The following is a 21,657-nucleotide window of genomic DNA, read 5'->3' as shown; positions in this document are numbered from 1 at the left end:
AGGGGGCCGGAACAGATGGATAAGATGACACTGAATTACCCGCAGGCACCGCTTCGCGGAACAATTTCCGTGCCGGGGGACAAGTCTATTTCTCACCGGGCGGTCATGTTCGGAGGAATGGCAAAGGGGCGCACGACAGTCTCCGGTTTCCTGCCGGGCGAGGATTGTCTGCGCACGATCGAATGCTTCCGTCTGCTCGGGGCAGAAATCAGCCGCGACGGGACGGATCTGGTAATCGACAGTCCCGGAATTGACGGATGGCAGGAGCCGGCTGACATTCTCTACACCGGGAACTCCGGCACAACCACACGACTGATGCTCGGCATCCTTGCGGGCTCGCGCGTTCACTCGGTCCTTGCGGGGGATGAATCCATCGCCCGCCGGCCGATGAAGCGGGTGACAGACCCGCTCCGCCGGATGGGGGCCGATATCCGTGGCCGCGACGGGGCACAGTACACACCGATCTCTATCCTGGGCGGCCCGCTCAGTCCAATCGACTATGAGATGCCTGTCGCCAGCGCGCAGGTTAAATCGGCCATCCTGTTTGGCGCGATGCGGGCGGATGGCACCTCGGTCATCCGTGAGAAAGAAGTATCGAGGGACCATACGGAGCGGATGATGCGCAACTTCGGGATGCAGGTCCGGACAGAGGATGGCGTCATCACGCTGCAGGGCGGCCAGGAACTCGTCCCGGTCCATGTGGACGTTCCCGGAGACATCTCGTCTGCCGCCTTCTTCCTCGCGGCATCGGCAATGGTTCCGGACAGCGAAGTGGTGCTCAAAAACGTCGGCCTGAATCCGACGCGCACCGGAATGATCGACGTCCTGGAGGCGATGGGGGCTGACTTCGCAGTGGATGTATCCGACTCGGAGGATTCCGAACTGCGGGGGACCGTCACCGTCCGTTCTACTTCGCTGAAAGGCACAGAGATCGGCGGTGACCTGATTCCGCGCCTGATTGACGAGATTCCGGTCATTGCCCTTCTGGCAACACAGGCGGAAGGGACGACTGTGATCCGTGATGCAGCCGAGCTCAGGGTCAAGGAGACGGACCGCATCGCAGCCGTTGCGGAAGAACTGGGCAAGCTCGGGGCGGACATTACCCCGACGGACGACGGCCTGATCATCAATGGCCCGACGAAACTGACCGGTGCAGTCCTCGACTCAAGAGGGGACCACCGCATCGGCATGATGGCTGCGGTCGCTGCGCTTGTCGCAGACGGCCCGGTGGAACTTCAGGGCCCCGGATGCATCGCGATTTCCTACCCGGAATTCTTCGTGCACCTGGATTCCCTCCGTGGAGAATAAGCTCCCGCGGAGGGGCTTTTTTCTTGTGAAGGAAGCCCTGCATCCAGTAGCATTGAAGTATGAAAAATGCGGGGACGGGTGAATACTGATGGAGACAATTGAACAGCTGCAACAATATATTCTGGATGGTGAATTCAAGAAAGCGGAATTGCTCATTCTTGAGATCGGGGCTTCTCCCGACATGGAGACGCGCTATATGGCTGCCGGATTTCTGGCCGAGTACGGGTTTCTTCAGGAGGCGGATACGCTCTATGAAGGCATGATTACGCTGATGCCGGAAGAGGCACAGCTGAAGATCGACCGGGCACAAGTGCTCATCGAACTCGGGGAGGAAGATGATGCCCTCCTATTGCTGACATCTGTCGGGCCGCAGGACGAAGAGTATCCGCAGGCGCTTCTCGTTCTCGCAGACTACTACCAGATGGCGGGCATGGCAGAAGCCGCACTGAGGAAGGTCGAGGAAGCAGAAAACATCCTTCCCGATGAGCCCGCGGTGAAATTCGCGAAGGCAGAGCTTCTGCTTGACGGCGGACGCTACGCGGAGGCGGCCAGGCTCTACAAGGAGGTCCAGGCAGCCGGGGAAATAGCCGGTGTGCGGCTTTCCGACCGGATTGCGGAAGCCTATGCAGCCGGGGCGGCATTTGAAGAAGCCCTGCCATACTATGCGGAGTCGCTCGAAGAGGCTAGAACGCCGGATATGCTGTTTGGCTACGCATATGCTGCTTACCAGAGCAAGCATTACGGAGAGGCCATCAAGACGCTCGTGGAGCTTAAAGCGATGGACCCCGATTACTTTTCCGCGTATGCCCTTCTTGCCCAGGCACAGACGATGGAAGGTGAAGACGAGGCTGCCTATGCAACGCTCCAGGAAGGGCTTTCGCGGGACAAGTACGACAAGGAACTTTATTTGTCTGCAGGGAAGCTTGCACTCAAAACGGGCCGTCCGGATGAAGCCGAGACCCATTTCAATGAGGCGATCGCGCTCGACCCGGAATATATGGATGCCCTCCATGCGCTCATGTCGCTGTACGATCATCAGGAGAGGAATGGAGACATCATCTCGATGATGGGAGAGCTCCGGGAGGAGGGGCGCGACTGGCCGGCACTTTATCCGTTTGCGGCAGCCGCCCATGAGCGTGAAGAACAATACAAAGAGGCATATGAATTTTACCGTCTTGCATATAATGATTTCAGGGAAGACCCGAAGTTCCTTGAGAAATTCTCCCTTTTCCTGCTGGATGAAGGAAAACGGGAAGAGGCCATCGAATTGATAAAGCAACTCGTCGTCCTCATGCCGGACGATCCGAGATGGTCTTCGTTCCTGGAGACGGAAATGTAAAGGGAAAGGAGGGGATGGTGTGACTGCGTCAGTCCCGGTAGCCGAGAAAAAGGAGTTTGTCAGGTGGTTTCTGAAAACCTACCATTTGAAACGGCGGGAGTGCGTTTGGATCCTGAATTATCTCCTGAGCCACGATCAGCTGCTGAATCATGTGCGTTTTGTCGATGAGGCGCACTACTGCCCGAGGGCGATGGTCATGTCCACAACCGACTCGGACGGCATCCCATTCCGCTTTTACAAAGGGAATCTGATGACTGCGGATGCCGAGAAGTCGTTCCATGACTTGAGGCTCCACCCGGAAGAGAATATGTACCTTCAGCTTAACTTCCCTAACCGGCATGCATGCCCTGAGTATGCGGCCGTGCTGGAGGACAATCCGTACGTACCGGAATACATCAAGATCAGTGACAAGGACCGCCGTGAAGCAGAACAGCTTCTCGAGGAAAGCGTCCTCGCCTTCCGCGAGGAGCAGCTTCTCCGCCAGATTGACGAAGCCCTCGACCAGAATGACAAAGAAAAATTCTTCGCCCTCTCCAAGACGCTCCAATCGATCAAGGAGATCGGCTCCAAGTGACTTCATCTTCCGGGATGAAGTCTTTTTCTTTTGCTTGTGGTAAAGTGAGAAGGCAGGATTGTTTGAATGGAAGCTTTTAGGAGGTTTTTTCTATGAACTGGACAGCGAATGACCTGGATCTTTATATGCAGCAGCAGGAGTATATCGATACCGCCCTGATACCCCTCGTCCATATCGGCAGTGGCGGCGGGATGAAGCAAAGTGCCTCTTCCGCTGAGTTTCTCATGAATCTGTCCGCATTCATCGAGCGGCAGTTCAAGGGGCGCATCGTCCTGTTTCCGCCATTCAGCTATACAGACGGCAATGACAGGAGCCGGCTCGCTTCCGAATGGGCCGCCTCGATCTCGGACATGCCGTTTAAGCATGTATTCTACCTGACGACCGATCCGGCCTGGTCCAGGGATGGCATCATCGGGGATGCAATCTGGATTCCGTCGATTCCGCTGGAGAGCATGGACAAGAAATTGAAACAGTCGGTCCTCGAAGATCAGGTGCGCCAGATCATCCCTGTTCTTACCGCAAGGTGGACAACCGAATAAAGTCGACAAAAAAAGTTCACAATCTCCATGTACCGCCAAATGCTTTGTTGAATTTCGATTTTGATTGGGATATCATAGATATGTCCTAGCTAAGCTATTCAGTAAAAGTTTGTCCGATGGACTGAACCTTTAGTAAGAGGGGGGAACATGATGAGCAATACTCGAGTTTCACGGCGCCAATTCCTGAACTACACATTGATGGGCGTCGGCGGATTCATGGCTTCCGGAATGCTCATGCCAATGATCCGTTTCGCAGTGGACCCTGTCCTCGAAGCCGGCCTTGCGGGAGATTACATCCCAACAAGCCAAAAGGTGAGCGAGCTGACAGAAGAGCCTGTCCGTGTAGACTTCACGTACGATCAGGTTGACGGCTGGTATGAGTCCGAAGTGACAGGTACCGCATGGGTGTACAAGGAAGGCGACAAAGTCGTAGCCCTTTCGCCTGTATGTAAGCACCTTGGCTGCACCGTCAACTGGGCTGGGGATTCGGCACACCCGAATCAGTTCTTCTGCCCATGCCACGCTGGCCGCTACGAAAAGAACGGCCAGAACGTTCCGGGTACACCACCAACCGGGCCGCTTGACCAATTTGAGGTAAAAGTCGAAGATGACCTGCTCTATCTTGGGGCCACAAAACCGAATGAGTTGATTTAATCTAGTTAGGGGGTAAGACAACCGTGCTGAACAAGATCTACGATTGGGTGGACGAGCGGTTGGACATCACGCCGATCTGGCGCGATATCGCCGACCATGAAGTACCTGAGCACGTAAACCCTGCGCATCACTTTTCTGCATTCATTTATTGTTTCGGAGGCCTGACATTCTTCGTCACGGTCATCCAGATCCTGTCCGGGATGTTCCTCACCATGTACTACACACCGGACATTGAAAATGCATGGAGATCCGTTTACTATCTTCAGAACGAAGTGGCATTCGGGGAAATTGTGCGCGGTATGCACCACTGGGGAGCCTCTATTGTCATCGTCATGATGTTCCTCCACACTCTGCGGGTATTCTTCACAGGCTCCTACAAGAAGCCGCGTGAGCTGAACTGGATGGTCGGTGTCATGATCTTCATCGTCATGCTCGGCCTCGGCTTTACAGGCTACCTGCTCCCTTGGGATATGAAGGCCCTGTTCGCTACAAAGGTCGGCATCGAGATTGCCGCTTCCGTACCGTTCATCGGGGAATGGATCAAGATCCTCCTTGCCGGAGACGCTACGATCCTTGGTGCGCAGACACTGACACGCTTCTTCGCGATTCATGTCTTCTTCCTGCCGGCTGCCCTGCTCGGACTGCTCGCAGCGCACTTCATCATGATCCGGAGACAAGGTATTTCCGGTCCGTTGTAAGATTGGCGGATACTAAGATCCTTATAGAGGAGGGGACACTATGCATCGCGGTAAAGGGATGAAATTTGTCGGGGATTCCCGTATCCGTTCTTACGAGAAGAACCGGATCCCTAAAGACTATTCAGAGTATCCAGGCAAGACGGAGGCCTTCTGGCCGAACTTCCTTCTGAAAGAATGGATCATCGGCGCCGTCTTCCTTGTCGGATTCCTCATTCTTACGGTCGCGCACCCGTCGCCGCTCGAGCGGCAGGCCGACCCGACAGACACCGGGTATATCCCGCTGCCTGACTGGTACTTCCTTCAGATGTACCAGCTCCTGAAATATGAGTTTGCTTCCGGCCCGTATAACATTATCGGTGCCATCGTAATCCCGGGCCTCGCAATTGGCGCGCTCCTGCTCGTACCATTCATGGATACGTCCAAAGAGCGCCGTCCGTTCAAGCGCCCGCTGCCTACAGCTTTCATGCTTCTCACACTGTTTGCAATGATTTACCTCACATGGGAATCGGTCGTCAACCACGACTGGGAAGCAGCAGAAGCACAAGGTGAAATCGTTGAAGAAGCAGAGTTTGACACCTCCGATCCCGGCTACGAGATTTATATGGGCCAATCGTGTGTCACCTGCCACGGCGAGAACTTCGAAGGGACTCCAGCAGGGGTTCCGCTCACGGGTACAGGCCATACGCCTGAAGAAATTGCGGACATCGCCGTCAACGGTGTTGTCAAAGACGGCCAGCAAGTTATGCCGGCTGACGCATTCGAAGGCAGCGATGAAGAGCTTCAGCAGCTTGCTGAGTTCCTCTCGACCGTTACCCAACAATAATTCCGAAAGAAAGAGCCAGGGGACTGGCTCTTTTTTCTTACCCGGAGGTTTCCCATGCAATCGGTGATTCCATACATCCGCGCGGCCCTTGAAGACCGTCGCTTCCTTACTCTTCTGTTTTTCATCAATCTCGGAGGTACGATCTACGGATATATCTGGTACGAGTCCCAGCTCAGAATCACCGAACCGATCTTCCTCCTGTTCGTGCCGGACAGCCCGACGGCGAGCCTGTTTTTCACGCTGGCGGTCGCCGGCTGGATCTGGGGCAGGCACTGGAAGCTGATAGAGGCGCTCGCCCTCATCACGCTTGTCAAATACGGCCTTTGGGCAGTTGTCATGAACATTTGGACACTGGTGGAAGTCGGAACGATCGGCGCAGCAGGCTGGATGCTCGTCGCTTCACATTTCCTGATGGCGGTCCAGGCGGTCCTTTACCTGCCAAAGTATGCGTTCGGAATCTGGCATATTGCCGTTGCTGCGATCTGGACACTGCACAATGATGTCATCGATTATGTGTTCGGACAGATGCCGATCTACGGCAGGATCATGGAGCATATCCGCATCATCGGCTACTTCACGTTCTGGCTGTCGATCGCCTGCATTGCTCTTGCCGTTTATGCATGGTACCGCCGGAACGTATCTGTTGCGGCAAAGGCACCCCAGCAAGTAAAATAAAGAGAGAGACAAAAGGGAGGAAGACGAATGTTCCTGATCTATCTGATCATCATCATTGCACTGCCCCTCTATTCGCAGTTCAAAGTCAAAAGCACGTATAACAAGTATGCACGCGTCCGTTCCACCTCCGGGATGACCGGTGCGGAAGTGGCACGGATGATCCTTGACCGCAACGGACTCGACAATGTCAAAGTCGTTGAAACGCAGGGCGTCCTGTCCGATCACTACAACCCGCTGACCAAGACAGTCGCGCTTTCTTCGGACAACTACCACAACGCGTCCGTCGCGGGTACTGCTGTCGCTGCTCACGAAGTCGGCCATGCCATCCAGGATGCGCAGGATTATGCATTCCTCCGCTTCCGTCACCGGCTTGCTCCAGTCGCGAATATCACATCGAACGCGTCTTGGATCTTCATCATGGCAGGACTGTTCTTCTCCAGCATGAACAATCTGCTAGGCATCGGGATTGTACTCATGGCGGTCGGCGTCCTGTTCCAGCTCGTGACGCTGCCTGTTGAGTTCAACGCCTCGAGCCGTGCGATGAATCAGGTCGTGGAACTGGGGATCATACGGAATGAAGAAGAGCCCCATGCCAAAAAGGTGCTCACTGCAGCTGCACTCACCTATGTGGCAGCCGCTGCCGTTGCCGTACTCGAACTTCTGCGACTCGTGCTGATTTTCCAAAACCGCGAATAACTGCATGCAAAGCACCCCGGCATTCCATCATGGAATGCCGGGGTGTTGTTTGTCTGATTGCTATCGGATGCAATGGGCCTGGCGGACATCAGTCCAGTGGCTTTTTTTCTTCATCCAGTGTAAAGCCTTCGCCCATGACGTCATGCACGTCGGTGACGGACACAAATGCGGAAGGATCCACGCTATTGATGATGTTCTTGAGTCTGACGATTTCGTTTTTGCCGACCACGCAGTACAGCACTTCTCGCTCCTGCTTCGTGTAGTGGCCCCGTCCCTTCATGACGGTCACACCCCGGTCCATCTCCACCGTGATCTTGTCCGCGATTTCGTCCTGCCATTCGGAGATGATCCAGGCACCGCGTCCGGAGTATGCGCCTTCCTGCACAAAATCGATGACCCTGGCACCTACATAGACCGCGACTAGCGTATACATCATTTTCGGCATCGTCAGATAGGTTGCCCAGGACAGAAGGATGACTCCGGCGTCGAAGATGAACATCGTTCTGCCCATGCTCCACCCGTAGTATTTGTTCGCGAGCCGGGCGATAATGTCGACCCCGCCGGTGGTTCCCCCAAAACGGAAGATGATTCCGAGTCCGATGCCGATGAAGACCCCGGCAAACAGGGAGACGAGCAGAAGGTCATCCTCCATGTTGATGTTATACTGGTATGTTGTAAAGAGGCGGAGGAAGACCGACACCGCAACTGTCCCGACGACCGTATAGATAAACGTTTTCCGGCCGAGCAGCTTCCACCCGATAAAGAACATCGGCACATTCAGCACCAGGTTCATGACTGCGGGGTCCAAGTTAAAGACGAACAGCAGGATCAGCGTCAGGCCGGTAAAGCCGCCTTCCGCCAGTTCATGCTGGATATTAAAATGGACAAGGCCGAAGCTGAAGATGGCCGAGCCAAAAAGAATCATGATCAGGTTTTTAATTTTAATCCCGCGGAACAAGTGCATCACCCCTCCAAACAAGTCTCCACCCCAAGTCAAGTATCCTTTATTCAATTAGTTTTGACAATAGAGCAGGGGATTATATACGATTGACGAAGGAGTGATCGCTGAATGAATGAATCTCGTACGATGAAGGACATGCAACAAGAAGTGGACCGTTACATATCCCAGTTTAAGGAGGGGTATTTCCCGCCGATGGAAATGCTCGCCAGGCTGACGGAAGAGCTTGGGGAGCTCTCGAGGGAAGTTCAGCATGTATATGGCACGAAAAAGAAAAAACCCGGGGAGGCGGAGAAATCCCTCGAGGAAGAGACGGGCGACCTGTTTTTCGTCCTTCTCTGCTTCGCAAATGCGAATGGGATCGATCTTGACCGGGCACTTGCCGGGGTGATGGAGAAGTTCAACCGCCGTGACAGCGGACGGTGGACCAAAATCGGGGAGGAATCATAATGATCCGTGTGGCAGTTGCAGGTCCCCGCGGGCGCATGGGCGCACTCGCGGTCGAGACGATGATCACCGGCCGGGATTTTTTGCTGGTCGGTGTTCTCGACAGGAAGATGGCGGAAAGGGCTGACACGCTGGCCGGGTCCGTCCCGATCTATACGGACATGCTGACACTCGCCGAAGAGGCGAAGCCGGATGTTCTGGTCGAACTGACCAACCATGAGTCGGTGTATCCGAATACAAGGGATGCCATCCTGAACGGGATCCGCCCGGTGGTCGGGACGAGCGGACTGACAGAGGAGCAGATCGGGAAGCTTGCGGAGCTATCCGGCGAAAAAGGAATCGGATGCATCCTGGCTCCCAACTTCTCGGTAGGAGCCGCACTCCTCATGAAGTTCGCCGCGATGGCTGTGAAGTACATGCCGGATGCGGAAATCATCGAGCTTCACCATGACGGCAAGAAAGATTATCCTTCCGGAACTTCAGCATTGACCGCCAGGATGATGGCGGAAGCAGCCGGGTTTGACGGCAGCGCAGGGGAAGAGGACGGCCGGGGCACGGATGTCTCCGGAATCCCCGTTCACAGCGTCCGGCTGCCGGGCCTGCTTTCCCATCAGGAAGTCCTGTTCGGCGGCGAAGGGCAGCTGCTCACGCTCCGGCATGATTCATTCAGCAGGCAATCCTACAGGTCGGGCATGGTCCTTGCCGTGAAGGATGTTATGAACAGGGATTGTCTCATAGACGGTCTGGATAAGATCATCGGGTAACAGGAGGGGTTCGAATGAATATCGCACTGATCGCACACGACAGGAAGAAAGATGACCTGATCCAGTTCGTCATCGCCTACCTGCCCATATTCAAGGAACACGCTTTGTTTGCGACCGGCACGACGGGCAAACTCGTCGCTGAGGCGACAGGGCTGAATGTTCACAGGTTCAAGTCCGGCCCGCTTGGGGGTGACCAGCAGATCGGGGCGATGGTGGCGGAGAACCGCCTCGATCTCATCATCTTCTTCCGCGATCCGCTCACCGCACAGCCCCATGAGCCGGATGTTTCGGCACTCCTCCGACTGTCGGATGTGTACAAGGTGCCGCTTGCGACGAACATGGGCACGGCGGAAGTGCTTCTCCGCGGCCTGTCGGAGGATCATCTTGACTGGCGGCTCAACAAGAATCCGGAAGGCGGTGGCAAGTCATGAGAAAACTAAAGATCGGCATTACCTGCTATCCGTCCCTGGGCGGTTCAGGGGTCGTAGCAACCGAGCTCGGTATCCTGCTGGCGGAGCGGGGCCACGACGTTCATTTCATCACGTCGGGCCGTCCGTTCCGCCTTTACATGGACCAGCCGAACATCACGGTACATGAAGTGGAAGTCGGACAATATGCCGTCTTCAAGTTCACGCCGTATGATATCGCCCTGGCCAATAAAATATCGGAAGTTATCGTCGAGGAGGAACTGGACATCCTGCATGCCCACTATGCCGTCCCGCATGCCATCTGTTCGGCGCTCGGTCGTGACATGGCCGGCGTGCCCATCCCGATCATCACGACACTGCACGGGACGGATGTGACGATCCTCGGCCATGACCGGACACTTTCCGGGACAGTCAAATATGGAATCAACAAATCCGATATGACGACCGCCGTCTCCCATTCTCTCAAAGAAGAGACGTATGAACTGATCCGGCCGGCGAATGAGATCCGGACCATCTACAACTTCATCGACGACCGCAGCTATCGCCCCGTCAATTCACAGCATATGAAGACGGGACTCGGCATTGCCGAGTCGGACAAGATTGTCATCCATGTATCGAACTTCAGGAAGGTCAAGCGCATCGAAGATGTCGTGAGGAGTTTTGCCATCATCAACAGGGAAGTGCCGTCAAAGCTGCTCCTGGTCGGAGACGGCCCGGAGGTCGATCCGATCCATGCACTTGTCTCGGAAGAAGGGCTCGGGACGGAAGTGCTTTTCCTCGGGAAGCGCGACGATCTGCCTGACCTGTTCTCGATCAGCGACCTGAACATGCTGGTTTCCGAGAAAGAGGCATTCGGCCTTGTCCTGATCGAGGCGATGGCCTGCGGCGTACCATGCGTCGGCTCGGACATCGGCGGTATTCCCGAAGTGATCGAAGACGGGAAAAACGGCTTTATCCGCCCGCTCGGCGATATCGAGGGGTACGCCGAGGCTGCAATCCGCATCCTGAAGGATCCAGATCTCGCTTCCGAGTTTTCCCGTGACGCCATCCGTTCGGTTCGGGAACGATTCAGCTCGGAGCGGATCGTCCATGAATACGAGTCGGCCTACTACGAGCTGCTGGACAGGATGGAATCTTGACGGACAAGCACTGGGAGGCAGCCTTTGAAGTCGTTGACCGGCTCAGGGATGCCGGCCATGAGGCGGTGATTGTCGGCGGCGCCGTCCGCGATCGGCTGATGGGGCTGCCGGCACATGACGTGGATGTCGCGACGGCGGCATTGCCGGAAGAGGTCAAGGCGATCTTCCCGAAAACGGCTGATGTCGGCATCGCCCACGGCACGGTGATGGTCCTTGACCCGGCACCGACGGTCGAGGTGACGACCTACCGGACAGAAGGCACTTATACCGACCACCGTCGTCCTGACCATGTTGAATATGTGACTTCTCTTAGAGAGGACCTACGCCGCCGCGATTTTACGATGAATGCGATCGCGATCCGGGGTGACGGCTCCCTCTATGACCCGTTCGGCGGCGAGGAGGACATCCGGCTGGGAATCATCCGTGCGGTGGGCAATCCGGACGAACGATTCGGGGAAGATGCACTCAGGATGCTCCGGGCTGTACGTTTTGCAGCAAAAACGGGCTTTCAAATCGAACCGGAGACAAAGATGGCAATCAGCAGGCATGCCGTAAGCATCCGTCATGTGTCAGTGGAGCGAATCAAGATGGAAATGGACAAGATCTGGACAAGCGGAAGGGCGGGCCTGGCAGCACAAGTGATGGCGGAGACAGGACTCGCCGGGCACCTTCCGCTAATGGACCGGGCATTTTCCGGAACGAACCTCGGCATCTGGGAGAAATTCGGCAAGCCCTCCCAACCGGTAGAGGGCTGGGCGCTTCTCTATCATATGGCCGGATTGCAGGACGGGAATCCATTTAAACTGTCGAACGCAGAGAAGCGTTCTGTAAGAGACATCCTCACGTCCTGCGAAATCCGCTCGGAACGCTCATACAGTCCGATGGATGCATACCGGCTGCCGGAGCCGGCGCTTATCGCAGGGTCTCGGATCGCCCACCTGACAGGGAAGTCCGGAATGCCGGACGAACCCCAGATGATCAGTTCTCTAATAAGAGAGCTTCCGATCACTTCCCTGAGGGAACTCGCCATCACCGGGAATGACCTGATCGCGTGGTCAGGGAAGAAGGGCGGACCATGGGTGAAAAAGTGGCTGTCAAACATCGAGGAAGAGGTCGTCACCGGGTATTTGAAGAACACCCGGGAAGACATCAAAGGATGGTTTTTAGATGGAATTGAAAGTGAAGGATAAAGAAAGCCTGCTCAGGCGGCTCATGGAGGCAGGCGGAGAGCCGGTCTCCGGACAAATGCTGGCCGATGAGGCGGGTGTTTCCCGTACGGCGGTCTGGAAGTGGGTGCGCGAACTGGAGGAGGAGGGCTACACTGTCCGATCCATCCGGAAAAAGGGGTATGTGCTCGAGGCTTCACCGGACCGGCTGACACCCGCGCTGCTGCGCAAGCACCTGAAGGATGATTCGTTCGTCAGCGAAATCATCTACTTTGAAACAGTCGGCTCCACGATGCCGATCGCCCACAGGGAAGCGCAAAACGGCGCTCCTGACGGTACGGTGATCGTCGCGGAGGAGCAGACGGAGGGACGCGGACGGCTTGCCAGGCCGTGGTCATCCACTGCCGGCAAGGGAATCTGGATGAGTGTCATCCTCAAGCCTGACATTCCGCCGCACCGGGCACCGCAGTTCACCCTGATTGCCGCTGTTTCCATCTGCCGGGCCATCCGCGAGACGGCGGATGTGGAAGTGCGCATCAAGTGGCCGAATGATTTGCTGATCGGCGGAAGAAAGGTGACGGGAATCCTGACCGAACTTCAGGCCGAACCCGACCGTGTCCAGGCGATCATCATCGGTACCGGCATCAATGTAAACCAGGAGCCGGAAGACTTCCCGGAAGAGCTGGCGGATATCGCGACCTCGATCCGGATCGAATCAGGACAGCCGGTTGACCGTGCTGCATTGGCAGCCGCGGTACTGCGGAACATCGGCTTCTACTCCAGGCTGTATCTTGAAGAGGGATTCGCACCCATCAAGGGACTGTGGGAGGAAAACTCCGATACGATCGGCAGGAAAGTGAACGCGGTCATGATGCGGGAGACCGTGACCGGAACGGCCATCGGCATCACAGAAGACGGTGTGCTGGAGATCCGTACGGAAGACGGCCGCATCCGCGGCATTTATTCTGCAGACATCGAGCCGGCAGAATAGCCTCTTGCGCCCTAAAACCGCTTTCTGCTATATTGGAGGCGGAGAAGGGCGGTATCATAACTGAACTGCACCTGAAACGAGCTGATTGACCGGAAAAGCGAAGCCATCCCGAAACGGGACCGGCCGCAAATAGACTTGGTCCGCCTTGATCCGAAAAGACAGGGACGGAGAAGACCGGAATGCTTATTCAGCCCTTCTGCCATTTTTTTGGTGGAAGGGCTTTTGGTTTTCTCCAGGAAAGGAGAAGAACAATGACAACTACTGCAGACCTGATGAAGAAAAAACAGCATGGCGAGAAGATCGCCATGATGACCGCGTACGACTATCCGACCGCGAAAATGGCTGCCGAAAGCGGAATCGATGTATTACTGGTCGGAGATTCACTCGGGATGGTCGTGCTCGGCTATGAGTCGACCGTGCCGGTGACACTGGAGGACATGATCCATCACGGCAAGGCGGTCAGGCGCGGGGCAGGGCAGGCGTTCACAGTAGTAGACATGCCATTCGGCACTTATCACGGGAGCCTCGACCGGACAGTTGAAGCCGGGGTCCGCGTGTTCCGGGAAACCGGAGCGGACGCTTTGAAGCTGGAAGGGGCGGGCATTGTGACGGATGCCATCCGGAGACTGGTGACAGCCGGAATTCCGGTCGTTGCGCATCTCGGTCTCCTGCCGCAGTCGGCAGGCGTGACAGGCGGCTACAAGGTGCAGGGAAAGACCGCTGAAGATGCGCTCCGGCTGATCCGGGAGGCGAAGGAAGTGCAGGACGCCGGTGCCTGCATGCTCGTCCTCGAATGCATTCCTCACCAGCTTGCCGGCCGGATTACCAAAGAACTGTCCATTCCGGTAATCGGAATCGGAGCCGGCGCGGAAACAGACGGCCAAGTGCTCGTCTTTCATGACCTGATCGGATACGGCAGCCACCATGTGCCGAAGTTCGTCCGACAGTTCGCCGACGCCGGTACGCCGATACGGGACGGCATCGCAGCCTACGCGGAAGCAGTAAGGAAAGGCTCCTTCCCTTCCGATGCCCACCGCTTTACGATGAAAGAGGAAGAGGCAGGCAAACTGTATGGAGGCGATCCCGTTGAGACACATTGAGAAAGTGGCGGACATGGCCGCAGCGGCACGCCGCCTGGCTTCGGAAGGGAAAAGCGTCGGTTTCGTCCCGACAATGGGCTATCTTCATGACGGGCATCTGGCGCTTGCGGGTGAAGCCAGAAAAGAAAATGACGTCGTGGTCATGAGCATCTTTGTGAATCCAGCACAATTCGGTCCCGGGGAAGATTTCGACAGCTATCCGAGGGATCTGGAGCGGGATGCGGCACTTGCGGAAAAGGCGGGTGTCGACATCCTGTTCCATCCGTCGCCGGAGGAGATGTATCCGGAAGACAGCGACATCCGGATTCTGCCCGGCAGGCAGGCGGACGTACTGTGCGGCGCGAGCCGTCCGGGCCACTTTGACGGCGTCCTGAAAGTCCTCACGAAGCTGTTCCACATAACCCGGCCTGAACGGGCCTACTTTGGCCAGAAGGACGCACAGCAGCTGGCCATTATCGAAACGTTTGTCAGGAATTACAACTTCCAGCTTGAGATCCGCCGTGTGCCTACTGTCCGGGAAGAGGATGGCCTCGCGAAAAGCTCGCGCAATGTCCGGCTCTCGCATGAAGAACGGCAGGAGGCCCCTGCCATTTATGCAGCACTGAAAGATGGCGCAAGGGTGCTGCGGGAGTCCGGCGATCCGGAACTCGTGCTCGGCATGGTCCGCAACACTCTCGGGCGCATCCCGGCAGCGGAGACCGATTATGCGGAAATCCTCGAATATCCGTCGCTCCGCCCGCTGAATCCGGAATCGCGGGAAGCGATTATCGCCGCAGCGGTCCGCTTTTCCGGAGCGCGCCTGATCGACAATGTCCTGGTCACAATGGAGGGGAAGACATCATGATGAGAATGATGCTGAACGGAAAAATCCACCGTGCCTCTGTCACGGAGGCCAACCTGAACTATGTGGGCAGCATCACGATCGACCGTGACATTCTGGATGCGGCCCGCATGCTTCCGAACGAGAAAGTCCAGGTCGTAAACAACAACAACGGGGCACGTTTTGAAACCTATATCATCGAGGGCAGCCGCGGCAGCGGGGTCATCTGCGTCAACGGGGCAGCCGCACGCCTGGTCCAGCCCGGAGACATTGTCATCATTCTGAGCTACGTCCATGTCGATGGGAAAGAAGCCGAACAGCATACACCGAACATCGTCCTGATGGGCGAAAACAACAGGATTGACGCCATCGTCGGCCATGAGCCGGAAGCGACAGTCTATTGAAATGGGACTCCCGATTCCTGTGCTTCGGGAGTTCTTTTGTTTGGCTTGGGGCAGTTCACACTTTAGGCAGCCGGTCAGACGATTCAAAGCCCCGGATGTGGTACAATTTCCGTAAGACACCGACGGACAGCGAGATGATAATGATGGATGGAAAACGATATGCGGTCGTGGATCTCGAAACGACCGGTCATTCACCGAAAAGCGGAGACAGGATGATCGAAATCGGGATGGCCCTCGTGGAAAACGGGGCTGTGACAAAAACGTACTCCACCTTCCTGAATCCCGGACGGAAGATTCCTGCCTTCATCAGCAGCCTGACCGGAATCCGTGACCAAGACGTGGCAGGTGCCCCGCTGTTCGAGGACCGGGCGGCCGAAATCAGGGAATGGCTGGAGGGATGTGTGTTTGTCGCGCACAATGTTTCGTTCGACCTGCCATTTCTGCAACATGAATTCCGGCGGGCGGGGCTGCCGAAATGGAGCGGGGAAACAGTTGATACCGTTGAACTTGCAAAAATCATCCGTCCTTCTGCGGCAAGTTTCAAGCTGCAGGATATTTCCGCGGAATTCGGCATCAGCCTGGAAAATGCCCATCGCGCGATTGAGGATGCCAAGGCGACTGCGGAGCTCCTGATCCGTCTCCAGAAAGAGACCATCCGGCTGCCGGAGCCGACGCTTTCCATCCTTCATAAACGGTCATTCCGGCTCAAGTCAGACCTGAGTTCACTGTTCTACGGCGCACTCAAGAAAAAGCGCAGTCAGGCCACAGGGGAAGGCGGTTACAGGATCTGGAAAGGCATCGCGATGAAAGAGCCGGTTCCACAAAAAAACCGTATTAACGCCGATATTGTGTATCCCGAAGACCCGCATGAAAAGGAATCGCTGTTCCGGAATGCTTTTGAGCCGTACGAGGAGCGTCCGGCCCAATCCGCGATGATGGATGCGGTGTACCGTACCCTCGAGTCAAAGTCCGAGTTCGCGGCAGAAGCTGCGACCGGTATCGGCAAGACATTCGCCTATCTCCTTCCGGCAGCGGTGCACGCCCTCCGGGAAGGAAAACCGGCTGTCATCAGCACCTATACCAACCATCTGACCGAACAGATTATCGGCCGGGACATGGAGAAAGTGGAACGGGCACTTGGTGTGCCGCTGCTTTCAGCGCTTCTGAAAGGGGTAGGACACTATATTGATCTCGAGCGGTTTGCTGGCATCCTGGCGGCGACAGATGAATCCTATGACGAGACTCTTGCCATTTTGCAGGTGGTGGTCTGGCTGTCAGGAACCGAGACCGGAGACTTGGAGGAACTCAACGTATCAGGAGGGGGCGGGCTGTTCCTTGACAAGATCCGTAAGTACCGGGCGGCCGTCCGTGACGGGGAACTGGAGAAGCTTGACTTTTATCTCCGTTCCCTGAATTGCGCGCGAAACGCGGATCTGATCATCACCAATCATGCCATGCTCCTGTCGGCTCAGGACCGCAACCATTCGCCGTTTCCGCATCTGTCGGGAATGGTCATTGATGAAGCCCATCAGTTCATCACGGCGGCGCGGTCTCATGCAGAAACTCTCTTTTCCTACACGGACTTCAAGTACACACTCGGCCAGATGGGCAGGTCCGGTGAAGGGCTCCTTCAGGACCGGTTTGTTTCGCTGGCCCGCAAAACAGGCATTCCCGGCGAACGGGAAGCCGTCCGGGCGGGGGAGATGTATGATCGGGCAATGGACGCATTCGATCACGCATTTGAGGGTATTCAGATGCTGATTCAGACTTTGGGCGAAGACCGCCCGCATGAACAAAAACGGACCTACGCACTTGCTGATCTTGAACAGCTCATCCCGCTCTGCAGGGAGGCAGGCGAGCAGTTGTATGCGTATCTGGACAAGGTGACGGAACTTACTTCACCGCTTGTTTCAGCCGGGCGCATCGAGCCTGAAGAAGCCAGATTCCTGTCGGAGTGGCAGCACTGGATCCGCGAAATCCGACTGCAGGCGGCCGGATGGATGGAACTGTTCGGCCCGTCCGGACTGGATGACGCGGCTGCCTGGATCGAGGCGGATATGAGGAGCATCCCGGGCAGTCTGAAAATCGTCCGGCAGCCGGCCGACGTTTCCGGCATGATCCGAAAAGCGGTGAACCCGGACGGGCAGTTCGGCGTGATCTGGACATCGGGGACCCTTTCTCTTCCGGGACGGGAGCGGTTTATCGCTGATCAGATCGGCCTTCCCGGGGCGGTTGAAATCCGAAAGTTTACGGCTCCGCCGGAATTTTACCGGGGGGCAAAAATGTTCATCGTGAGTGATATGCCGGATATCCTGAACGTGCCGCAGCAGGAGTATATCGAATCCGTTGCGGATGCCGTCGTCCAGGCAGTGATCGCGACGGGAGGAAGATGCTTTGTGCTCTTTACCTCCCATGACATGCTGAGGAAGACATATGAGCTGATCGTGGACAGCGAGCTGCTCGCGGAATACATGCTGATCGCACAGGGAATCACGCCGGGAAGCCGGATGCGCCTTCTAAAGTCCTTCCAGCGGTTCAGCCATTCTGTCCTGTTCGGCACGGACAGCTTCTGGGAAGGCGTGGATGCGCCGGGTGATGCACTCGCAGCGGTCATTGTGGTCCGGCTGCCGTTCAGTTCTCCGGAGAACCCGCTGTTCAAGGCCCGAGCTGCAAAAGTCGCCGCCTCGGGAAAAAACCCGTTCCAGGAACTTTCCCTTCCGGAGGCCATCATCAAGTTCCGTCAGGGGTTCGGCCGGCTGATCCGCTCAACATCCGACCGGGGCGCCTACATTGTGCTGGACCGCAGGATCGAAAAGAAATCATACGGCGGCGAGTTTATCCGGGCATTGCCCCCGGTTCCGGTCAAGAAAGTCGGACTCGGTGATATGGTGATTGAATTGGAAAGTTGGTATAATGACGAAGTATGAAGACAGAAGGCAGGTCTAATATGGAAAGCAGAATTGAAATTGTGAACACGGTCAAGGTCAAGTATCAGCCGGACCTCTATAAAATCGTCGATGCGCTCAACCGGACATTGAAGGAAGACGACCTGATGTTCGGCCTTGCACTCGACCCGGATGATCAGGAGACGGCTGTTTTCACGATCTACAGGACGTGACCGCGTCATGAAAAACTGGATCAGGTTTACCGTCATCTTCACGCTGTCTCTCTTCACGCTCATCGGGGTCATCGTCTTTTATCAGGCCCAGAAGCCCATCGGCAAAGCGGAAGAGAGGGCCGAGGCGCGTGCGGCCGAAGAAGGCCATCTTGCCGAGATCACCAGGGCCTACCCGGTGAACGGGGCGGAACCGTCCATAACGGTGCTCGGCAAGGACGAGGAGGGTCGCGCCAAGGCAGTATTTGTTCCTGATGGGAAAAAAGGTGAGATCCGTGGCGTGTTTCTCTCGGACGGCATCAGTCCGAAGGAGGCCCTCACGGCGGTACGTGAGGAAATGAATGTTTCGGATGTTCTCCACGTCCACCTCGGGACAGACGGATCCGGCCCGTTCTGGGAAGTGGCTTTTACCGGGCCGGATGATAAGCTGAACTATGTTCAGATGAATTTTGTGGATGGCAGCATGCGCAAGAAAATATTGAACTTATAGGAAGGGGTTCCCGGCATGGACCGCAGACTCGCAAAACGGACAGAAACGCTTACACCATCTTCGACGCTCGCGATCACGGCAAAGGCGAAGCAGATGAAAAAAGAGGGCATCGATGTCATCGGACTCGGTGCCGGAGAGCCGGATTACAATACTCCGGACCACATCATCGAAGCCGCCTACGCCTCGATGAAGGAAGGCAAGACGAAATATACGCCGGCAGGCGGCCTTCCGGAGCTAAAGGATGCCATCATCCGGAAAATGTCGAGGGACCACGGACTTACATACAAGCCATCTGAGGTGCTCGTCGGAATCGGGGCGAAGCACGTTCTCTATACGCTGTTCCAGGTCATCCTGGACCCGGGCGACGAAGTCATCATCCCGATTCCTTACTGGGTCAGCTATCCCGAACAGGTGAAACTTGCCGGAGGGGTGCCCGTACACGTGGAAGGATCTGTCGATTCCGGATTCAAGATTACGGCACAGCAATTGAAAGAAGCGGTATCGGACAAGACGAAAGCGTTTATCCTGAACTCACCGAGCAACCCGTCGGGGATGATTTACACGGAGGACGAGCTGCGGGACATCCTTGAAGTCTGCAGGGAAGCGGACATCTGGATCATCTCCGATGAGATTTATGAAAAACTGGTCTACGGTGATGCCAAGCATGTATCCATTGCTACGTTTTCGGATGATGCGAAAGACCGCACGATCGTCATCAATGGGGTTTCGAAGTCCCACTCGATGACGGGATGGAGGATCGGCTACGCGTGCGGCGAAGAGGCGGTCATCAAGGCGATGACGGACCTCGCAAGCCATTCCACTTCAAACCCGGTCACGACATCGCAATATGCCGCAATTGAGGCATACGAAGGGCCATGGGATGCGGTCGAGACAATGCGCAAGGATTTCGGGAACCGTCTGGATGCCGTTTATCCGCTCCTTTCCGATATCCCGGGCTTCAAGGTATTGAAGCCGCAGGGTGCATTTTACCTGCTTCCTGACGTGTCAGAGGCGGTCCGCAAGACCGGCTTCGAAGACACGGATGCCTTTGCCCGTGCTCTCCTCGAAGAAGCCAAGGTCGCAGTGATTCCGGGCAGCGGCTTCGGGGCACCGGACACAATCCGCCTCAGCTACGCAACCGAACTATCTCAGTTCAAGGAAGCCGTCCGGAGGATCCGTGAATTTGTGGAGGCGCGCTGGCAAGACTGAACGAACATACGGAGGTTTACTTTATGGATAAAATCATGATCAAAGAAATGCCGCAGCATGCCGGAGAAACAGTCCGCATCGGCTGCTGGCTCGCGAACAAACGCTCAAGCGGGAAGATTGCCTTCCTTCAGCTGCGAGACGGTTCCGGCTTCGTGCAGGGCGTCGTCGTCAAGGCGGATGTCCCTGAAGAAGTGTTTACAGCGGCGAAATCGATGAACCAGGAAACGTCGATGTACGTGACCGGCACCGTTGTCGAGGACGAGCGGTCCGCATTCGGCTACGAGCTCCAGGTTTCCGGCATCGAAGTGATCGGCGAGGCGGAAGACTACCCGATTACGCCGAAAGAGCACGGCACCGAATTCCTGATGGACAACCGTCACTTCTGGCTCCGTTCCAAGAAGCAGCATGCCATCATGAAGGTCCGTAACGAAATCATCCGCGCAACGTATGAATTCTTCAACGACCGCGGTTTCGTTAAGATCGATCCGCCGATTCTGACCGGTTCCGCACCGGAAGGCACATCTGAACTGTTCCACACGAAATACTTTGAGGAGGATGCCTTTCTGTCCCAGTCCGGCCAGCTTCATCTTGAAGCCGCAGCGATGGCACTGGGCAAGGTATTCTCGTTCGGTCCGACTTTCCGTGCGGAAAAGTCCAAGACCCGCCGCCACCTGATCGAGTTCTGGATGATGGAACCGGAAATGGCATTTACGGAACACGACGAAAGCCTTGAGGTCCAGGAGCAGTATGTTTCCCACCTCGTCCAGTCCGTACTGAAAAACTGCAAGCTGGAACTTGGTGTCCTCGGCCGCGACACGTCGAAACTCGAGAAGGTTCAGGCGCCATTCCCGCGCATCACATACGATGAAGCGATTGAATTCCTCCATGAAAAAGGCTTCGATGATATCCAATGGGGAGATGACTTCGGCGCACCGCACGAGACGGCCATCGCCGAACACTATGACAAGCCGGTATTCATCGTCAACTACCCGACGGCGATCAAGCCGTTCTACATGCAGCCGCATCCTGACCGCGACAACGTCGTACTCTGTGCGGACCTGATTGCGCCTGAAGGGTACGGTGAGATCATCGGCGGTTCCGAACGGATCCATGACTATGGTCTTCTGAAGCAGCGGATCGAAGAGCATCAGCTCGATCCTGAAGCCTATGCATGGTACCTGGAACTCCGCAAGCAGGGCTCCGTGCCGCACTCCGGTTTCGGTCTCGGCCTTGAGCGCACTGTCGCTTGGATCTCCGGAGCGGAACATGTGCGCGAAGCCATTCCGTTCCCGCGTCTGCTGAACAGGCTCTACCCATGAT

At 56.2% G+C, this 21,657-nt stretch carries 24 protein-coding genes; 23 read left to right on the top strand and 1 reads right to left on the bottom strand.

All coding sequences use genetic code 11. From position 1 onward, the window contains the following. Positions 1 to 15 precede the first annotated feature (15 nt). The 9 genes from aroA to AV656_RS04035 all read left to right on the top strand — a co-directional run bounded on the left by aroA (position 16) and on the right by AV656_RS04035 (position 7,306). Complete coding sequence (gene aroA, locus AV656_RS04075; RefSeq protein WP_063179177.1) at positions 16 to 1,308, top strand: 3-phosphoshikimate 1-carboxyvinyltransferase; 1,293 nt, start codon at positions 16 to 18, stop codon at positions 1,306 to 1,308. Positions 1,309 to 1,396: 88 nt separating this feature from the next. Beyond that, positions 1,397 to 2,647: a tetratricopeptide repeat protein gene (locus tag AV656_RS04070; protein WP_063179175.1), complete on the top strand. Its 1,251-nt coding sequence runs from the start codon at positions 1,397 to 1,399 to the stop codon at positions 2,645 to 2,647. A gap of 19 nt (positions 2,648 to 2,666) precedes the next feature. After that, complete coding sequence (locus AV656_RS04065; RefSeq protein WP_063179173.1) at positions 2,667 to 3,221, top strand: ReoY family proteolytic degradation factor; 555 nt, start codon at positions 2,667 to 2,669, stop codon at positions 3,219 to 3,221. Between the two features lie 92 nt (positions 3,222 to 3,313). Next, positions 3,314 to 3,760, top strand: coding sequence for a YpiF family protein (locus AV656_RS04060; protein WP_063179171.1), 447 nt, complete (start codon positions 3,314 to 3,316; stop codon positions 3,758 to 3,760). A 150-nt stretch (positions 3,761 to 3,910) separates the two neighbouring features. Further along, on the top strand, positions 3,911 to 4,414 hold the full coding sequence (locus tag AV656_RS04055; RefSeq protein WP_063179170.1) for a ubiquinol-cytochrome c reductase iron-sulfur subunit: 504 nt from the start codon (positions 3,911 to 3,913) through the stop codon (positions 4,412 to 4,414). A 23-nt stretch (positions 4,415 to 4,437) separates the two neighbouring features. Then, positions 4,438 to 5,112 carry a menaquinol-cytochrome c reductase cytochrome b subunit gene (qcrB, locus tag AV656_RS04050; RefSeq protein ID WP_063179168.1) on the top strand — a complete coding sequence of 225 codons (675 nt, stop codon included), beginning with the start codon at positions 4,438 to 4,440 and terminating at the stop codon, positions 5,110 to 5,112. Between the two features lie 40 nt (positions 5,113 to 5,152). Then, complete coding sequence (locus AV656_RS04045; RefSeq protein WP_063179166.1) at positions 5,153 to 5,935, top strand: menaquinol-cytochrome c reductase cytochrome b/c subunit; 783 nt, start codon at positions 5,153 to 5,155, stop codon at positions 5,933 to 5,935. Between the two features lie 54 nt (positions 5,936 to 5,989). Beyond that, positions 5,990 to 6,610, top strand: a complete 621-nt coding sequence (locus AV656_RS04040) for a DUF1405 domain-containing protein (protein WP_063179164.1) — start codon at positions 5,990 to 5,992, stop codon at positions 6,608 to 6,610. A gap of 27 nt (positions 6,611 to 6,637) precedes the next feature. Then, positions 6,638 to 7,306, top strand: a complete 669-nt coding sequence (locus AV656_RS04035) for a zinc metallopeptidase (RefSeq protein WP_063179161.1) — start codon at positions 6,638 to 6,640, stop codon at positions 7,304 to 7,306. Between the two features lie 88 nt (positions 7,307 to 7,394). Here AV656_RS04035 and AV656_RS04030 read toward each other — a convergent pair whose 3' ends face one another. Further along, a complete protein-coding gene (locus AV656_RS04030; RefSeq protein WP_419865549.1) occupies positions 7,395 to 8,270 on the bottom strand; it encodes a YitT family protein in 876 nt (291 codons plus the stop codon). Between the two features lie 105 nt (positions 8,271 to 8,375). On the opposite strand from AV656_RS04030, the gene AV656_RS04025 reads away from it, so the two are divergent. From AV656_RS04025 to asnS, 14 genes are all read left to right on the top strand, one after another. Continuing rightward, positions 8,376 to 8,714 (top strand): nucleotide pyrophosphohydrolase, encoded by a 339-nt coding sequence (locus AV656_RS04025; protein ID WP_063179157.1) that lies wholly within the window; start codon positions 8,376 to 8,378, stop codon positions 8,712 to 8,714. Then, positions 8,714 to 9,475 carry a 4-hydroxy-tetrahydrodipicolinate reductase gene (dapB, locus tag AV656_RS04020; protein ID WP_419865548.1) on the top strand — a complete coding sequence of 254 codons (762 nt, stop codon included), beginning with the start codon at positions 8,714 to 8,716 and terminating at the stop codon, positions 9,473 to 9,475. Before AV656_RS04025 ends, dapB begins: the two co-directional genes overlap by 1 nt. A 14-nt stretch (positions 9,476 to 9,489) precedes the next feature. Then, positions 9,490 to 9,906, top strand: coding sequence for a methylglyoxal synthase (gene mgsA / locus AV656_RS04015; RefSeq protein ID WP_063179155.1), 417 nt, complete (start codon positions 9,490 to 9,492; stop codon positions 9,904 to 9,906). Further along, positions 9,903 to 11,042 (top strand): N-acetyl-alpha-D-glucosaminyl L-malate synthase BshA, encoded by a 1,140-nt coding sequence (bshA, locus tag AV656_RS04010; protein ID WP_063179153.1) that lies wholly within the window; start codon positions 9,903 to 9,905, stop codon positions 11,040 to 11,042. The genes mgsA and bshA overlap by 4 nt, the downstream gene beginning before the upstream one ends. Continuing rightward, positions 11,039 to 12,232: a CCA tRNA nucleotidyltransferase gene (locus tag AV656_RS04005; RefSeq protein WP_063179151.1), complete on the top strand. Its 1,194-nt coding sequence runs from the start codon at positions 11,039 to 11,041 to the stop codon at positions 12,230 to 12,232. Before bshA ends, AV656_RS04005 begins: the two co-directional genes overlap by 4 nt. Further along, on the top strand, positions 12,210 to 13,199 hold the full coding sequence (locus AV656_RS04000; RefSeq protein ID WP_063179149.1) for a biotin--[acetyl-CoA-carboxylase] ligase: 990 nt from the start codon (positions 12,210 to 12,212) through the stop codon (positions 13,197 to 13,199). Before AV656_RS04005 ends, AV656_RS04000 begins: the two co-directional genes overlap by 23 nt. Before the next feature lie 251 nt (positions 13,200 to 13,450). Then, positions 13,451 to 14,299: a 3-methyl-2-oxobutanoate hydroxymethyltransferase gene (gene panB / locus AV656_RS03995; RefSeq protein WP_063179147.1), complete on the top strand. Its 849-nt coding sequence runs from the start codon at positions 13,451 to 13,453 to the stop codon at positions 14,297 to 14,299. After that, entirely contained in the window at positions 14,286 to 15,143 is an 858-nt protein-coding gene (gene panC, locus AV656_RS03990) for a pantoate--beta-alanine ligase (protein WP_419865547.1), read from the top strand. Before panB ends, panC begins: the two co-directional genes overlap by 14 nt. Further along, positions 15,140 to 15,523, top strand: coding sequence for an aspartate 1-decarboxylase (panD, locus tag AV656_RS03985; protein WP_063179143.1), 384 nt, complete (start codon positions 15,140 to 15,142; stop codon positions 15,521 to 15,523). Before panC ends, panD begins: the two co-directional genes overlap by 4 nt. Before the next feature lie 143 nt (positions 15,524 to 15,666). After that, on the top strand, positions 15,667 to 18,450 hold the full coding sequence (gene dinG / locus AV656_RS03980; protein WP_231877234.1) for an ATP-dependent DNA helicase DinG: 2,784 nt from the start codon (positions 15,667 to 15,669) through the stop codon (positions 18,448 to 18,450). 20 nt (positions 18,451 to 18,470) lie between these two features. Continuing rightward, positions 18,471 to 18,641, top strand: a complete 171-nt coding sequence (locus tag AV656_RS16060; protein WP_082818602.1) for a YpmA family protein — start codon at positions 18,471 to 18,473, stop codon at positions 18,639 to 18,641. 7 nt (positions 18,642 to 18,648) lie between these two features. After that, entirely contained in the window at positions 18,649 to 19,128 is a 480-nt protein-coding gene (locus tag AV656_RS03975; protein ID WP_063179141.1) for a DUF5590 domain-containing protein, read from the top strand. A gap of 15 nt (positions 19,129 to 19,143) precedes the next feature. Beyond that, positions 19,144 to 20,337: a pyridoxal phosphate-dependent aminotransferase gene (locus AV656_RS03970; RefSeq protein ID WP_063179139.1), complete on the top strand. Its 1,194-nt coding sequence runs from the start codon at positions 19,144 to 19,146 to the stop codon at positions 20,335 to 20,337. 23 nt (positions 20,338 to 20,360) lie between these two features. After that, positions 20,361 to 21,656, top strand: a complete 1,296-nt coding sequence (gene asnS / locus AV656_RS03965; RefSeq protein ID WP_063179137.1) for an asparagine--tRNA ligase — start codon at positions 20,361 to 20,363, stop codon at positions 21,654 to 21,656. Position 21,657: the final 1 nt, after the last annotated feature.

The sequence above is a fragment of the Bhargavaea cecembensis genome (assembly GCF_001619585.1).
Classification (GTDB): domain Bacteria; phylum Bacillota; class Bacilli; order Bacillales_A; family Planococcaceae; genus Bhargavaea; species Bhargavaea cecembensis_A.
Note: the sequence above shows the minus strand (reverse complement) of the source record. Positions and strands in the feature narration are given on the sequence as shown.

Coding starts and splice junctions, on each gene's coding strand:
- AV656_RS04070 (WP_063179175.1), top strand. CDS start 1,397: ATGGAGACAATTGAACAGCTGCAACAATATATTCTGGATGGTGAATTC.
- bshA (WP_063179153.1), top strand. CDS start 9,903: ATGAGAAAACTAAAGATCGGCATTACCTGCTATCCGTCCCTGGGCGGT.
- AV656_RS04035 (WP_063179161.1), top strand. CDS start 6,638: ATGTTCCTGATCTATCTGATCATCATCATTGCACTGCCCCTCTATTCG.
- AV656_RS04030 (WP_419865549.1), bottom strand. CDS start 8,270: ATGCACTTGTTCCGCGGGATTAAAATTAAAAACCTGATCATGATTCTT.
- mgsA (WP_063179155.1), top strand. CDS start 9,490: ATGAATATCGCACTGATCGCACACGACAGGAAGAAAGATGACCTGATC.
- AV656_RS04060 (WP_063179171.1), top strand. CDS start 3,314: ATGAACTGGACAGCGAATGACCTGGATCTTTATATGCAGCAGCAGGAG.
- dapB (WP_419865548.1), top strand. CDS start 8,714: ATGATCCGTGTGGCAGTTGCAGGTCCCCGCGGGCGCATGGGCGCACTC.
- AV656_RS03970 (WP_063179139.1), top strand. CDS start 19,144: ATGGACCGCAGACTCGCAAAACGGACAGAAACGCTTACACCATCTTCG.
- AV656_RS04000 (WP_063179149.1), top strand. CDS start 12,210: ATGGAATTGAAAGTGAAGGATAAAGAAAGCCTGCTCAGGCGGCTCATG.
- aroA (WP_063179177.1), top strand. CDS start 16: ATGGATAAGATGACACTGAATTACCCGCAGGCACCGCTTCGCGGAACA.
- asnS (WP_063179137.1), top strand. CDS start 20,361: ATGGATAAAATCATGATCAAAGAAATGCCGCAGCATGCCGGAGAAACA.
- AV656_RS04040 (WP_063179164.1), top strand. CDS start 5,990: ATGCAATCGGTGATTCCATACATCCGCGCGGCCCTTGAAGACCGTCGC.
- AV656_RS04055 (WP_063179170.1), top strand. CDS start 3,911: ATGAGCAATACTCGAGTTTCACGGCGCCAATTCCTGAACTACACATTG.
- dinG (WP_231877234.1), top strand. CDS start 15,667: ATGGATGGAAAACGATATGCGGTCGTGGATCTCGAAACGACCGGTCAT.
- AV656_RS16060 (WP_082818602.1), top strand. CDS start 18,471: ATGGAAAGCAGAATTGAAATTGTGAACACGGTCAAGGTCAAGTATCAG.
- AV656_RS04025 (WP_063179157.1), top strand. CDS start 8,376: ATGAATGAATCTCGTACGATGAAGGACATGCAACAAGAAGTGGACCGT.
- panB (WP_063179147.1), top strand. CDS start 13,451: ATGACAACTACTGCAGACCTGATGAAGAAAAAACAGCATGGCGAGAAG.
- panD (WP_063179143.1), top strand. CDS start 15,140: ATGATGAGAATGATGCTGAACGGAAAAATCCACCGTGCCTCTGTCACG.
- AV656_RS04045 (WP_063179166.1), top strand. CDS start 5,153: ATGCATCGCGGTAAAGGGATGAAATTTGTCGGGGATTCCCGTATCCGT.
- AV656_RS03975 (WP_063179141.1), top strand. CDS start 18,649: ATGAAAAACTGGATCAGGTTTACCGTCATCTTCACGCTGTCTCTCTTC.